The sequence below is a fragment of the Ruegeria arenilitoris genome (assembly GCF_013032855.1).
Classification (GTDB): Bacteria; Pseudomonadota; Alphaproteobacteria; order Rhodobacterales; family Rhodobacteraceae; genus Ruegeria; species Ruegeria arenilitoris.
The window spans coordinates 600,674-614,560 of record NZ_WQDA01000001.1; the positions used below are offsets into that span (position 1 = coordinate 600,674).

The 13,887-nt window shown below is 60.9% G+C and carries 17 protein-coding genes; 15 read left to right on the top strand and 2 right to left on the bottom strand.

What is annotated here, in order from left to right; genetic code table 11:
- Positions 1-5: 5 nt before the first annotated feature.
- Entirely contained in the window at positions 6-260 is a 255-nt protein-coding gene (locus GOW72_RS02905) for a GlsB/YeaQ/YmgE family stress response membrane protein (RefSeq protein WP_170365008.1), read from the top strand.
- 50 nt (positions 261-310) lie between these two features.
- Here GOW72_RS02905 and GOW72_RS02910 read toward each other — a convergent pair whose 3' ends face one another.
- Positions 311-1,150 (bottom strand): universal stress protein, encoded by an 840-nt coding sequence (locus GOW72_RS02910; RefSeq protein ID WP_170342393.1) that lies wholly within the window; start codon positions 1,148-1,150, stop codon positions 311-313.
- Positions 1,151-1,346: 196 nt separating this feature from the next.
- On the opposite strand from GOW72_RS02910, the gene ccoN reads away from it, so the two are divergent.
- From ccoN to ccoP, 4 genes are read left to right on the top strand one after another with little or no spacing between them, the layout of a single operon-like run.
- Positions 1,347-2,954 carry a cytochrome-c oxidase, cbb3-type subunit I gene (gene ccoN, locus GOW72_RS02915; RefSeq protein ID WP_093964421.1) on the top strand — a complete coding sequence of 536 codons (1,608 nt, stop codon included), beginning with the start codon at positions 1,347-1,349 and terminating at the stop codon, positions 2,952-2,954.
- A gap of 14 nt (positions 2,955-2,968) precedes the next feature.
- Positions 2,969-3,697 carry a cytochrome-c oxidase, cbb3-type subunit II gene (ccoO, locus tag GOW72_RS02920; RefSeq protein ID WP_093964330.1) on the top strand — a complete coding sequence of 243 codons (729 nt, stop codon included), beginning with the start codon at positions 2,969-2,971 and terminating at the stop codon, positions 3,695-3,697.
- A gap of 11 nt (positions 3,698-3,708) precedes the next feature.
- Positions 3,709-3,894 carry a cbb3-type cytochrome c oxidase subunit 3 gene (locus GOW72_RS02925; protein WP_093964331.1) on the top strand — a complete coding sequence of 62 codons (186 nt, stop codon included), beginning with the start codon at positions 3,709-3,711 and terminating at the stop codon, positions 3,892-3,894.
- Complete coding sequence (gene ccoP / locus GOW72_RS02930; protein ID WP_170342399.1) at positions 3,891-4,754, top strand: cytochrome-c oxidase, cbb3-type subunit III; 864 nt, start codon at positions 3,891-3,893, stop codon at positions 4,752-4,754. The genes GOW72_RS02925 and ccoP overlap by 4 nt, the downstream gene beginning before the upstream one ends.
- A gap of 150 nt (positions 4,755-4,904) precedes the next feature.
- On the opposite strand, the gene GOW72_RS02935 is transcribed toward ccoP, so the two are convergent.
- The gene (locus GOW72_RS02935; RefSeq protein ID WP_170364352.1) at positions 4,905-5,066 is read right to left on the bottom strand and encodes a hypothetical protein; all 162 of its coding nucleotides are present in this window, start codon (positions 5,064-5,066) and stop codon (positions 4,905-4,907) included.
- 99 nt (positions 5,067-5,165) lie between these two features.
- On the opposite strand from GOW72_RS02935, the gene GOW72_RS02940 reads away from it, so the two are divergent.
- The 10 genes from GOW72_RS02940 (at position 5,166) to rplA (ending at position 13,874) form a co-directional block, all read left to right on the top strand.
- Positions 5,166-6,041 (top strand): LysR family transcriptional regulator, encoded by an 876-nt coding sequence (locus GOW72_RS02940; protein ID WP_170365010.1) that lies wholly within the window; start codon positions 5,166-5,168, stop codon positions 6,039-6,041.
- 101 nt (positions 6,042-6,142) lie between these two features.
- Positions 6,143-7,570, top strand: coding sequence for a cytochrome c oxidase accessory protein CcoG (gene ccoG, locus GOW72_RS02945; protein WP_170365012.1), 1,428 nt, complete (start codon positions 6,143-6,145; stop codon positions 7,568-7,570).
- Between the two features lie 3 nt (positions 7,571-7,573).
- On the top strand, positions 7,574-8,032 hold the full coding sequence (locus tag GOW72_RS02950) for a FixH family protein (RefSeq protein WP_170365014.1): 459 nt from the start codon (positions 7,574-7,576) through the stop codon (positions 8,030-8,032).
- Positions 8,033-8,036: 4 nt separating this feature from the next.
- The gene (locus tag GOW72_RS02955; RefSeq protein WP_170365016.1) at positions 8,037-10,214 is read left to right on the top strand and encodes a heavy metal translocating P-type ATPase; all 2,178 of its coding nucleotides are present in this window, start codon (positions 8,037-8,039) and stop codon (positions 10,212-10,214) included.
- Positions 10,215-10,219: 5 nt separating this feature from the next.
- Positions 10,220-10,378 carry a cbb3-type cytochrome oxidase assembly protein CcoS gene (gene ccoS, locus GOW72_RS02960; protein ID WP_093964337.1) on the top strand — a complete coding sequence of 53 codons (159 nt, stop codon included), beginning with the start codon at positions 10,220-10,222 and terminating at the stop codon, positions 10,376-10,378.
- A gap of 89 nt (positions 10,379-10,467) precedes the next feature.
- A complete protein-coding gene (secE, locus tag GOW72_RS02965; protein WP_093964338.1) occupies positions 10,468-10,665 on the top strand; it encodes a preprotein translocase subunit SecE in 198 nt (65 codons plus the stop codon).
- Positions 10,666-10,912: 247 nt separating this feature from the next.
- The gene (gene nusG, locus GOW72_RS02970) at positions 10,913-11,446 is read left to right on the top strand and encodes a transcription termination/antitermination protein NusG (RefSeq protein ID WP_093964422.1); all 534 of its coding nucleotides are present in this window, start codon (positions 10,913-10,915) and stop codon (positions 11,444-11,446) included.
- A 221-nt stretch (positions 11,447-11,667) separates the two neighbouring features.
- Positions 11,668-12,495, top strand: a complete 828-nt coding sequence (locus tag GOW72_RS02975; RefSeq protein WP_170365018.1) for a DUF2189 domain-containing protein — start codon at positions 11,668-11,670, stop codon at positions 12,493-12,495.
- Between the two features lie 229 nt (positions 12,496-12,724).
- Positions 12,725-13,174, top strand: a complete 450-nt coding sequence (gene rplK / locus GOW72_RS02980) for a 50S ribosomal protein L11 (protein WP_093964340.1) — start codon at positions 12,725-12,727, stop codon at positions 13,172-13,174.
- 1 nt (position 13,175) lies between these two features.
- Positions 13,176-13,874, top strand: coding sequence for a 50S ribosomal protein L1 (gene rplA, locus GOW72_RS02985; protein WP_093964341.1), 699 nt, complete (start codon positions 13,176-13,178; stop codon positions 13,872-13,874).
- The last annotated feature ends 13 nt before the right edge of the window (positions 13,875-13,887 follow it).

A 13,887-nucleotide genomic window follows, 5' to 3' on the forward strand; every position in this document is an offset into this window, starting at 1 on the left:
AAGGCATGGAATTCGGTAGCCTATTGGCAATGCTGTTTGTCGGCGCGATCGCGGGCTGGTTGTCGGGCAGGATCATGAAGGGCCGCGGCTTTGGCGTGATCGGGAACATCATCGTCGGGATCGTTGGCGCTTTTCTCGCCGGAACGATTTTTCCCGCACTCGGGTTTTCCGTCGGCGGCGGTATGATGTCGTCGATCTTCTTTGCAACGATCGGAGCCGTCATCCTTCTGTTCCTGATCGGTTTGGTCAAAAAGGTCTGACGAAAAACCGCCCCGGACGGGGCGGTTATTTTTTTTGCCGTGCCCGCGGTTCAGTGGGCCAGGAAAACCGGAACTGAGGACTGTTCCAACATGTTCCGGGTAGCGCCACCCAGAATGGCCTCGCGGAACCGCGAGTGACCATAGGCGCCCATCACGATCATGTCGGCTTCGACGTCTGCGGCGTGACGGTTCAGAATGTCGGACACACGCGTCATCGTCTTGCTCAGCACGTCGATTTCGCATTTCACGCCATGGCGGGACAGCATTTGCGACAGCATACCGCCCGGGTCCGAGCGATCAGGGCCGTGACGCGGCGGATCGATCACAACGATCCGGGTCAGCTCGGCCGCTCGCAGGAACGGCAGCGCGCGCCGAATGGCATTCATCGCCTCGACACTCTCATTCCAGCCGATCAGCACCGTCCGAGGGCTGGCGAACGGTTTCGCGTCATCCGGGACCACCAGAACCGGGGCGTGACCCTCGAACATGGCGGCTTCGATGATCGGTTCGGCCTCGGCGCCGCGATCTTTGCCATAGGGCTGCGGCAAAACGACAAGGTCCGAGAAACGGGCCCGATGCGCGACGTGCCGACCCAGGTCGGCGATCTGCGCCACGCCGTTTTCAGCGGACCAGCGTACGCCTGACTTGCCCAGGAAATCCTCGGCAAAGGCAAGCACTTCATCGGCCTCGGCATTTGCACGCTTCAAGGTCTCCTGAAGGATCAGGGCGTTTGCGCCCGCGTAGTAGTAGCCGGTCTGGCTACGGTCGACACCGAGGCACAGCGCTTCGGCATGGCCGTCCTGCGCTTCGGCCAAGGCGACCAACTGGGCCAGAGCCGGCTTGGCAAATTTGGTTTCCGTCATGACGGTGAGAAGAGATTTATAAGCCATTTCGACCTCGTGTTTCGGGTTCTGAAACCTGTGCGACCAGGTAACCCATTCATTTGCTTATGCCTGTCACAGTTTTCAGGCTATTGTCTTGATGCAGATCAAAGCAGCATTGGTTGTGCATGGATCATACAGCAACCAGTCAACGAAAGCTCTATGCGGCACAAGAATCGCCCGGAGCATGGCAAAGGGACGCAATATGTCGAATTACATCAAGCTGATCGCGCTTGGTCTGGTCGTGCTGTTCGCAGCGATCGGATCCAACTATGCGCGGGATTTGGCGTATCAGGTGCACGCGATACTGGTGATGCTCATCGCCGGTGGCCTGTTCATCTGGACGCTGCGAAACACGGATGAGCCGGATATTCTTGTCGATCGTTCGGGTGAGTACATGGATGGCGTGATCCGCTATGGCGTGATCGCAACCGCTTTTTGGGGTGTCGTAGGGTTCCTGGTGGGAACCTTCATCGCGTTCCAGCTGGCCTTTCCGGTGCTGAACTTCGAATGGGCGCAAGGGCTTCTGAACTTTGGCCGGTTGCGCCCGCTGCACACATCAGCGGTTATTTTCGCGTTTGGCGGCAACGCCCTGATCGCCACATCCTTCTATGTCGTGCAGCGCACGAGCGCCGCGCGTCTGTGGGGCGGCAACCTGGCCTGGTTCGTGTTCTGGGGCTATCAGCTGTTCATCGTTCTTGCCGCGACCGGCTATGTGCTGGGCGGGACCCAGTCCAAGGAATATGCCGAGCCTGAATGGTATGTGGACCTGTGGCTGACCATAGTCTGGGTGGCCTATCTGGCCGTGTTCCTGGGGACGATCGTCAAGCGGAAAGAGCCCCACATCTATGTGGCGAACTGGTTCTACCTGGCGTTCATCGTTACCGTCGCGATGCTGCACCTAGTCAACAACATGACCATTCCGGTCAGCATCTGGGGTTCGAAATCGGTCATCGTCTGGTCGGGCGTTCAGGATGCCATGATCCAGTGGTGGTATGGGCACAACGCCGTGGGCTTTTTCCTGACTGCGGGCTTCCTGGGCATGATGTACTACTTCATTCCCAAGCAGGCCGAACGCCCGGTCTTCAGCTACAAACTGTCGATCATCCACTTCTGGGCGCTGATCTTCCTGTATATCTGGGCCGGTCCGCACCACCTGCACTATACCGCGCTGCCTGACTGGGCCTCGACGCTGGGCATGGTATTCTCGGTCGTGCTGTGGATGCCTTCGTGGGGTGGCATGATCAACGGCCTGATGACCCTGTCGGGCGCTTGGGACAAGCTGCGTACCGACCCGGTCATCCGCATGATGGTGATCTCGGTCGGCTTCTACGGCATGTCCACCTTCGAAGGTCCGATGATGTCGATCCGCGCGGTGAACTCGCTGTCGCACTACACCGACTGGACCATTGGTCACGTGCATTCCGGCGCGCTGGGCTGGAACGGCATGATCACATTTGGTGCGCTGTACTTCCTGGTGCCGGTTCTTTGGAAGCGCGAGCGTCTGTACTCGCTGCAGATGGTCAGCTGGCACTTCTGGCTCGCCACCATCGGTATCGTGCTCTACGCCGCGTCGATGTGGGTCACCGGTATCATGGAAGGCCTGATGTGGCGCGAAGTGGATGCCAACGGCTTCCTGGTGAACTCGTTCGCCGACACCGTGGCGGCCAAGTTCCCGATGTATGTGGTGCGTGCGCTGGGCGGTGTTCTGTTCGTCGCTGGTGCGCTGATCATGTGCTACAACCTGTGGATGACCGTCCGGCGGGCTCCGGCCAAAGAGGCCAGCCTGACCGTCGCGGTCCCGGCTGAATAAGGAGGGCCGGAGCAATGGCAATTCTCGACAAACACAAGATCCTCGAGACCAACGCGACCCTCCTGCTGATCTTCAGCTTCCTGGTCGTGACCATCGGTGGCATCGTTCAGATCACTCCGCTGTTCTACCTTGAGAATACAATCGAGAAGGTGGAGGGCATGCGCCCCTACACCCCTCTCGAGATGGCGGGGCGTGAGATCTACATCCGCGAAGGCTGTTATGTCTGCCACAGTCAGATGATCCGCCCGATGCGGGACGAGGTCGAGCGCTATGGCCACTACTCGCTGGCGGCTGAGTCGATGTATGACCACCCGTTCCAGTGGGGGTCCAAGCGCACCGGGCCGGATCTGGCCCGTGTGGGTGGCCGCTACTCGGATCAATGGCACGTGGACCATCTGCGTGATCCGCAATCGGTGGTGCCGGAATCCGTGATGCCGAAATACGGCTTCCTGGAAAACCGCAAGATCGACGGCCGGTATATCGGTGACATCATGGCCACCAATGCGGTTTTGGGCACGCCTTACACGGATGAGATGCTGGAAAACGCAGTTGCCGATTTCCGGGCGCAGGCCGATCCGGACAGCGACTATGACGGGCTGCTGGAGCGTTATGGCGAAAACGTCAACGTGCGCAACTTCGATGGTCAGCCGGAACTGACTGAAGCCGATGCGTTGGTTGCATATCTGCAGATGCTGGGAACGCTGGTCGACTTCTCGACCTTCACCCCGGATGCAAGCCGCTAAAGGAGGGTGTGATGGAAGAATACACGATCCTGAGGCAATTCGCGGATAGCTGGATGCTGCTTCTGTTGTTCGCCTTCTTTGTCGGCATCGTCATCTGGGTGTTCCGCCCCGGTGCCAGCAAGGAATACAAGGACACCGCAAACATCCCGTTCCGGCATCAAGACAAACCCGCCACATCCGAGGAGGCGCGGAAATGAGCAAGACACCTGAAAAACAGCCGGGTGATCCCAAGACGACCGGTCACAGCTGGGATGGCATCGAGGAATTCGACAATCCGATGCCGCGTTGGTGGTTGTGGACCTTCTACGCGACCATCTTCTGGGGTGTGATCTACACGATCATGTATCCGGCGTGGCCGCTGGTGCAATCCGCAACCGCCGGTGTGCTTGGCTGGTCCTCGCGTGAGTTGGTGCAGAAGGAGATGGTTTCGTTTGAAGAGGCCAACGCTCCGTGGAACGCCAAGCTGGTCGAGACACCGCTGGATGATATCGCCAAGGATGCCGAGCTGCAGCAATATGCGGTCAACGCCGGTGGCGCCGTGTTCCGCACCTGGTGCGCTCAGTGCCACGGTTCGGGCGCGCAGGGCGCAAAGGGTTTCCCGAACCTTCTGGACGACGCCTGGCTGTGGGGCGGTACCTTGGATGACATCGTCACAACGGTCAGCTACGGCATTCGCAACGAAGAAAGCGACGACGCGCGCTACTCCGAAATGCCGGCGTTCGGCGAGATCCTCGAGCCCGAGGAAATCACCCAGGTCGTGCAATATGTGATGTCGCTGACCAACGCCCAAACCGACGATGCTGCGGCGCAGGCGGGCAAGGTTGTCTACGAGGATAATTGCGCGGCCTGTCACGGTGAAGACGGCAAGGGCGATATCGCGCAGGGCGCACCGAACCTGACGGATGCGATCTGGCTGTATGGCGGCGATGAGAAAACGCTGACCGAAACGGTGACCTACAGCCGGTTTGGCGTCATGCCCCCTTGGGACACGCGTCTGACCGAAGCGCAGATCCGCGCCGTGTCGGCCTATGTCCACCAATTGGGTGGCGGTCAATAAAATCCAGGAACACCTTCGGGCGGCGTGCCGCCCGAAGGCCTAGGTGCCGGCTGTTCCATCTGTTCGCGCGTTTCCTGAACAGCCGGCACCGCATTTTCCGAAAATAGTGCCGACAATGGCCCCGGTCCAGCGCGGGCACGCAAACTGATCCTAAAGGTTGCGCGGATCCAACTCGCGGCTCTTGCTGACCCACCAGTGTCCGGCGGGCAGCCATCTTTTCCTTTTTGGCGCATTCGGTTTGGGCGCGTCGCGCAGCTTGGGTGCGTTCAACCGCGTGGCGGTCATGAAGGAAGCAGCGTAGATGTTCAGCATGGTCTTTCTCCTGATGCGATGAACTCGGGTTCCAGCATCGGCTCTTGACCGGATATTTGCGACTCAATTACCGTGTTCATATGTAAGCAGAGGTTACATATGGACTGGCTGAACCTTCCGCCACTATCGGCGCTACGGGCTTTCGCTGCATTCGCCGAGCACAGAAACATCGTCAAGGCTGGCGATGCGTTGAATGTAAGTCATGCCGCCATAAGCCAGCAGTTGCGCGCGCTTGAGGCGCATATGGGCGTGACCCTGTTGGACCGGTCGGGCAAGACTCTGGTCCTGACGTCGGATGGCGAACACTTGGCCCGCAGCGTTCAACTGGGGTTTGGCGCCATCCATGCGGCGGTCTCGGACCTGGTGCACGCGGGAGAGGATCGGCCGGTACACGTTTCGCTGACCTCCTCATTTGCAGCTTCATGGCTGATGCCGCGGCTGCCGATTTTCCGGTCGGATCACCCGGGGATCGATCTGACCTTGGATCCGTCACCGGAACTGGTCGATCTGCGCCCCGGCGGGGTGGATGTCGCGATTCGATACGGGGCAGGCGGTTGGCCGGGCGTCCGGTCCGAGATGTTGTTGAAAACCCCGATGGTCATCGTTGCCGCGCCCAGTCTCTTAGGGTCCAGATCCGAGTGGTCGCCGGCTGATCTGGCCCGTTTGCCGTGGCTGGAAGAGGTGGGCACGACCGAAGCCAGCACATGGCTGGCACAACATGGGGCGGCCATGGACCCAGGCGCCGGACGGACCAGTCTGCCGGGCAACCTGGTCCTTGAGGGCGTTCGCGCGGGGCAGGGGGTCACGGTGACGGTGCGACATTTCGTCGAACGTGATATCGTGGCCGGAAGACTAGTTGAACTGCATGTCGCACCTGACGCCCGAGGCTACCACATCGTGACGGCGCAAACGCCGCAGAGAAAGGCGGTGAAGACGTTCGTCGGGTGGCTGAAACGCCAAGCGAACCAGGTGTGACAAAAGGTGTCTGCGCGATGCGCTTTTGACCCATGTCAAAGTTGTCCGGTGTATGATCTGGAACAAGTCGCCCGACAAACAGCAAGATCCGGAGCCATGCCGTGAGCGATCACACCCCAGCCCCCAGCCTTTACGCCGCAAGGGAACCGATCTTTCCACGGCGCGTTTCCGGCAAGTTTCGGAACCTCAAGTGGATCATAATGGCCGTCACGCTTGGCATCTACTATGTGACGCCGTGGATCCGGTGGGATCGGGGGCCCAGCCTTCCGGATCAGGCGGTGCTGCTGGATCTTGCGAACCGCCGCTTTTACTTCTTCTGGATCGAGATCTGGCCACACGAATTCTACTTTGTGGCCGGACTGCTGATCATGGCCGGCTTGGGCCTGTTCCTGTTTACGTCGGCCTTGGGGCGGGTGTGGTGCGGCTATGCCTGCCCACAGACGGTTTGGACCGACCTTTTCATTCTGGTCGAGCGCTGGATCGAAGGCGATCGAAACGCCCGCCTGCGCCTTCATCGTCAGAAGAAGCTGGATTTCCGTAAGGCCCGGCTGCGATTGACCAAATGGGTGGTCTGGTTCCTGATCGGTCTGGCGACCGGCGGGGCCTGGGTGTTCTATTTCGCGGATGCGCCGACCCTGGCGCGGGACCTTGTGACCGGCAACGCTCATCCGATCGCCTATACCACCATGCTGGTTCTGACCGGCACGACCTTTTTCTTCGGCGGGTTCGCGCGAGAGCAGATCTGTATCTATGCCTGTCCGTGGCCGCGAATTCAGGCGGCGATGATGGACGAGGACACGCTGGTGGTCGGCTACCGAGAATGGCGGGGCGAGCCGCGCGGCAAGGGCAAACGGACGGCCGACTCTGAACTGGGCGACTGCATCGATTGCATGGCCTGCGTCAATGTCTGCCCGGTCGGGATCGACATCCGTGATGGCCAACAGCTGGAGTGCATAACCTGCGCGCTGTGCATCGATGCCTGCGACGACATGATGGCCAAGATCGGCAAGCCGCGCGGTCTGATCGACTATATGGCGCTCAGCGACGAAACACATGAACGCGCAGGCCAGCCTCCCAAGAACGTGTGGAAGCACATCCTGCGGCCCCGGACGATCATGTATACCGCGCTTTGGTCGCTGGTGGGATTTGGCCTGCTGTTTGCGTTGTTCATCCGGTCGGATATCGATCTGACGGTGGCGCCGGTGCGCAATCCGACATTCGTGACCATGTCCGACGGTTCGATCCGCAACACCTACGACGTGCGGTTGCGGAACAAACATGGCGAAGACCGCCTGTTCAAACTGTCTCTAGTCGGTGACCCAAGCCTGCAGGTTCAGATTGAAGGAACGGAACTGGATACGGTAAACGTCACTGCGGACACGGCACAGTTGACCCGGGTCTACATCGTCGCCGCGAAAGATACAGCGCCCGCAACGGCGGAAACGACACCGGTCCGGATCTGGGTCGAAGATCTGCAAAGCGGCGAGCGCGCCTATAAGGACACCACGTTCAACGGGCGGGGGAACTGAACCATGGCCGAGCGCAAATTCACCGGAAAGCACGCTCTTGCGGTTTTTGTCGGGTCCTTCGGGGTCATCATCGCCGTCAATCTGGTGCTGGCCTACAAAGCAGTCGCGACATTTCCCGGGCTCGAGGTCAAGAACTCCTACGTTGCCAGTCAGGAGTTCAATGAAAAGCTGCAGGAGCAGCAGTCTCTGGGCTGGGATGCAGACGTGGAAACCAAGGGCGGCCTGCTGATCCTTCGCATCACGGATGCGCAAGGCGTGCCTGTGCGGGTGGCCGAGCTGCAGGCCGTGGTCGGCCGCGCAACTCATATGCGCGAGGATTTTTCGCCGGACTTCACCTTTGACGGTGTGGCGTATTCCACCCCGGCGACACTTGGAAAGGGCAACTGGAATGTCCGTATCGTCGCGCGCGATGCGGACGGCGCGGAATTCAGTCGGCGCATTCCGTTGTACATCAAGGGTTAGGCTGATGTCGTCGCGGGTGACATCCGGGACCGCAGCCTGCCCGGGCTGCATCGCGGCTCCGGCGGAACCGGCCAGGCCGGTACCGGTCGACGTTCAGATCGCGCTGTCACTGCCGGGCATTCATTGCTCGGCCTGCATTGCCAATGTCGAACGTGCGTTGAACGCGCACCCCGGCGTACAGGACGCGCGGGTCAACCTGACGCTCAAGCGCGCTCTGATCAAGGCGGGGCCCGAGGTTCGGGCAACGGATCTGATCCCGGTCCTCGATCGGGCCGGGTACGAGGCGCATGAGCTGGATCCGGGTGCCCTGTCAGCCACGCAATCGGACAAGGCCGGACGGGACCTGCTGATGCGGCTCGCGGTCGCCGGCTTTGCATCGATGAACGTGATGCTGCTGTCAGTGTCCGTCTGGTCCGGCGCCACTGACGCGACGCGCGACATGTTTCACTGGATATCGGCGGCCATCGCCCTCCCGGCCATTGCGTTCTCGGCCCAACCGTTTTTTGCCAACGCGTGGAGCGCGCTGCGTGTTCGCCGCCTGAACATGGACGTGCCGATCGTTCTGGCGATCCTGCTGGCCTTGGTCACTTCGCTTTGGGAAACGGCGCTGAGCGGTGAGCACGCCTATTTCGATGCGGCTTTGACGCTGACGTTCTTTCTGCTGGCGGGGCGCTATCTGGATTACCGCACCCGTGCCGCGGCCCGCTCCGCCGCGGAAGAGCTGACAGCCCTCGAGGTGCCGCGCGCCATCAGTCTTGTTGACGGGGCCGAGCGCGAGATCGCTGTTGCCGAACTGGCCGTCGGTGACCTGATCCTGGTGCGACCAGGGGGGCGGATGCCGGCGGACGGCAAGATCGTGACCGGTGAATCCGAGTTGGACCGGTCGTTGCTGACCGGTGAAACCCTGCCGGTGTTTGCCCAGCCGGGAACACAGGTCAGCGCGGGTGAGGTCAACCTGACCGGGCCGCTGACCATTCAGGCAACGGCGGTGGGCGAAGAGACTTCGCTGCACCGCATGGCAGATCTTGTGGCCATCGCGGAATCCGGGCGGTCGCGCTATACGTCCTTGGCGGACAAGGCGGCCAAGCTGTATGCCCCCGGGGTTCATATCCTGTCCGCACTCAGTTTCGTTGGCTGGTACATCTATTCTGGCGATCTGCGCACAGCTCTGAACATCGCCGCCGCTGTGCTGATCATCACCTGCCCCTGTGCGTTGGGGTTGGCGGTTCCTGCGGTCACCACCGCAGCCTCGGGGCGGCTGTTCCGCAAGGGGATGCTGATCAAGGACGCCACCGCGTTGGAGCGGTTGGCCGAGGTCGACACCGTAGTGTTCGACAAGACCGGAACGCTCACATCAGGCGCGCCTCAACTGGTCAACGGTGGCGAACACACAGGCCGCGAGATCGAGATCGCTCTGGCCTTGGCACAGGCTTCGGCGCATCCGCTGGCGGTCGCCCTGACCCGGGCCGCTCGGGCCGAGGGGTATACCCCGGCCGAGGTTGAAAACGTCACCGAGATTCCCGGTCACGGGACCGAAGGCCAGTTTCAGGGGCAACTCGTGCGGCTGGGCCGAGCCGAATGGGTGGGCGCGACGGAAGGTGATTACACCGCGGCTTGGTTGGCGGTGGGGGACGATCGCCCGGTCGAGTTCCGCTTTGCCGACTCATTGCGCCCCGGCGCCGCCGACGCGGTCGCGGCTTTGCGCGATGCGGGCAAGGACGTCATCCTCATGTCCGGGGACACGACCAACGCCGTGAAAGCTCTGGCCGAGAAGCTGGGAATCGAGACCTGGATCGCGCGGGCACTGCCGCAGGACAAGGCGGGACACATTCAGAAGCTGGCAGACCAAGGCCGCCGGGTTTTGATGGTCGGTGACGGGTTGAACGACACAGCCGCGCTGGCGGCGGCCCATGCCTCGATCTCTCCGGCTTCGGCACTGGATGCGGCCCGTGTGGCTTCGGACATCGTTCTGCTAGGCAATGACCTGTCGCCGATCGCCGATGCCTGCCATACTGCTGTCCGGGCGACGCAGCGCATCCGCGAGAATTTTCAGATTGCGACGATCTACAATGTCATCGCGGTGCCTTTGGCCGTTGCCGGCCTTGCGACGCCCTTGATCGCGGCCTTGGCGATGTCCACATCGTCGATTACCGTATCCCTGAACGCTCTGCGCCTGAGGTGATCCTTATGGAAGTTCTGGCCTATTTGATACCGATTTCGCTGCTGTTGGGCGGTGTTGGGCTGGTGGCGTTCATCTACACGGTCCGCAGCAACCAATATGACGACCCCGAAGGCGATGCCCGACGGATTCTGAGCAACGAGTGGGATGATCGCCCCAAGTCCTGACCGGGTGCAATCGTGATGCCGACGGCCCTTGAAATTGCCGCAATGCCCGGCTATGTCCGGCCCATCCGCTAGAAGAGAGATCAAGCCTAATGGCCACCACAAACCCGATCCAGTTCATTCAGCAAGTCCGTGCCGAAGTTGCGAAGGTCGTCTGGCCGACGCGGCGCGAGGTTCTGCTGACCACGGTCATGGTGTTCATCATGGCGGCTCTGACTGCCGTGTTCTTTGCTCTGGTGGATCTGGGCATTCGCGGCGGTCTGCAACTGATCCTGGGTATGTTCAGCTAAAGCCGACTGCCGGGTCCCGTCGGATCGCGCCGAGGTGCGCCCGCTTCGGGCGCCCGACCGGCACTGCCCCCTTGCACAGCAGGCAATGTCAGAGTAGTTGACGCGGGACCTTTCGGGATGGGCGTGCGGCGATTCGGACTGCGCGCCGCTTTTTATTCCGGAACACGCGGCCGGACCGCGACAAAATTTCAATTCAGGTGCGTCCGCCCGACGCGGCGCGCCAAAGGCAAACAAGGACGACAGGTTCATGGCGAAACGGTGGTACTCGGTCAGCGTTCTTTCGAATTTCGAAAAGAAGATCGCAGAGCAGATCCGCACGTCGGTGGCCGAGCACGGCCTTGAGGACGAGATCGACGAGGTTCTGGTTCCCACCGAAGAGGTCATCGAGGTGCGCCGGGGCAAGAAGGTCACGACTGAACGCCGTTTCATGCCCGGCTACGTTCTGGTGCACATGGAAATGTCGGATCAGGGCTATCACCTGATCAACTCGATCAACCGGGTCACCGGTTTCCTGGGTCCGCAGGGCCGCCCGATGCCGATGCGCGACGCCGAGGTGAACCAGATTCTCAACCGTGTTCAGGAAGGTGAAGAAGCACCCAAGCTGATGATCAGCTTCGAGGTTGGCGAGAAGGTCAAAGTCAACGACGGCCCGTTCGAGGATTTCGACGGTATGGTCGAGGGCGTGGACGACGAGAACCAGAAGCTGAAGGTTACCGTCTCGATCTTCGGGCGCGAAACTCCGGTCGAGCTGGACTTTACGCAGGTCACCAAGCAGAGCTGATCTTTCCTGCAGGAACTGATCGTGCAGAAATCGAACGCGCCGCCGTAACAGGCGGCGCAACTGTTTCTGGTGGTTGCCGGTAAGGTTACGCCACAGCCTTGGCCGCTTGCCCTAACTCCTTGCCTGATGCACACTTGTGCTTGGTACAGGTATGACCGTTGCGCAGCCGGGCTCGTGGGCCAGAGGATTTGCGCGCAGTGATGCTTTGGGAGGACTCTGTCATGACATCCAAGGCTGCAGGCCCCACGCCACCCGACGAGCTGACCCCGCCTCAGCGGACGATGCCTGTGGTCAACACGGTCACCGCCGCCGACATCACCGACTCGCTGAAGGCCGGGTTTTCCGACTTTCTGGCGCGTCCCATAATGAGCGGATTTTTCGGACTGTTCTATGCCGTCTTCGGGTTTCTGCTGGTCTGGAGCCTGGTCTGGCTTGGCAAGATTTGGATGATCATTCCCGCCGTCGTGGGATTTCCGCTGGTCGCCCCTTTCGCAGCTGCAGGCCTCTATGAGATGTCGCGTCGACTTCAGGCCGGAGAGGATTTTGGCTGGTCGGAAATACTGACGGTCATGGCCAATCAGCGTAAGCGGGAGATGGGCTGGATGGCCTTCGTTACGCTGTTCGTTTTCTGGGTATGGATCTACCAGGTTCGGCTTTGGTTGGCGATCATCCTGCAGAATGCCTCGTTTTCGGATTTCGACGGGTTCCTGAACACCGTGTTCTTTACCCCCCAAGGCTGGGCTTTCCTGGCTGTTGGCACCTGCGTCGGTGCGTTTCTGTCCGCCGTTCTGTTTTCGGTGACTGTTGTTGCCATGCCCTTGCTGCTGGATCGCGACACCGATTTCGTAACGGCCATGCTTACATCGCTCCGTGTTGTCGCCGAAAGCCCTGTGGTCATGCTTGGCTGGGCGGCCATCATCTCGGTCACGATGCTGTTGTCGCTGGTGCCGGCGTTCCTTGGGCTTGTCTTTACGTTGCCGATCCTTGGGCATACCACTTGGCACCTCTACCAGCGCGCCGTTCAGCTGGAGGCGTCTGCCGGTCCATAGCGGGGGCGGCGCCTGCATGCCGACGAACGCCTTGGGGCCGCGGCTTCGCCAGCCATCCGGTTTTCAGTGGCATGCCCTTGCCAACCCATTCGTTCCCCTGTAAACGCCGCCCCTATCGTCTTCGGGCGAGATTCTCTCGTGGGAGATCGCAGGGATCGCGATTCCGGATCGGACCACGCAACATAAAATCGGATGGGACGCGTCCCATTCACGTTGAAAGGAAAACCAAATGGCCAAGAAGCTTGCTGGTACGATGAAGCTGCAGGTTCCTGCAGGTCAGGCGAATCCGTCGCCGCCAGTTGGTCCGGCGCTGGGTCAGCGCGGCATCAACATCATGGAATTCTGCAAGGCGTTCAACGCCAAGACCGCAGACATGGAGCCCGGCGCTCCGTGCCCGACCGTGATCACCTACTATCAGGACAAGTCCTTCACCATGGACATCAAGACGCCGCCCGCGTCTTACTACCTGAAGAAGGCGGCCGGTCTGAAGCCGGTCGGCAAGCGTAACCGCCCCCGTGGCGCGGAGAACCCCGGCCGTGAGACCGTGGCAACCGTGACCACCAAGCAGGTGCGCGAGATCGCCGAAGCCAAAATGAAGGATCTCAACGCCAACGACGTCGAAGGCGCAATGAAGATCATCCTGGGCTCGGCCCGTTCCATGGGCATCGAGGTGAAGTAAGATGGCAAAACTCGGTAAACGTACCCGCGCAGCGCGCGAAGCCGTCGCCGGCAAGGAAAACCTGTCGGTCGAAGAGGCAGTTGCACTGGTCAAGGCCAACGCAACGTCGAAGTTTGACGAAACCATCGAAATCGCCATGAACCTGGGCGTCGACACCCGTCACGCAGACCAGATGGTGCGCGGTGTCGTCGGTCTGCCGAACGGCACCGGCAAGGACATGCGCGTTGCTGTCTTCGCGCGCGGCCCCAAGGCTGACGAGGCGAAAGAAGCCGGTGCGGACATCGTCGGCGCCGAGGACCTGATGGAAAGCATCCAGGCCGGCAACATCGACTTTGACCGTTGCATCGCAACCCCGGACATGATGCCGATCGTCGGTCGTCTGGGTAAGGTTCTGGGCCCCCGCAACCTGATGCCGAACCCCAAGGTCGGCACCGTGACCATGGACGTGAAAGCGGCCGTGGAAGCAGCCAAGGGCGGTGAAGTTCAGTTCAAAGCGGAAAAAGGTGGTGTCGTACACGCAGGCGTTGGCAAGGCGTCGTTCGACGAAGCCAAGCTGGCGGAAAACGTCCGTGCCTTCATCTCGGCCGTTGCCAAGGCGAAGCCGTCGGGCGCCAAGGGCACCTATATGAAGAAAATCGCGCTGAGCTCGACCATGGGCCCCGGCGTGACCGTGGATGTGGCGCAAGCTTCGGGCGAATAAGCCGACACGTTCT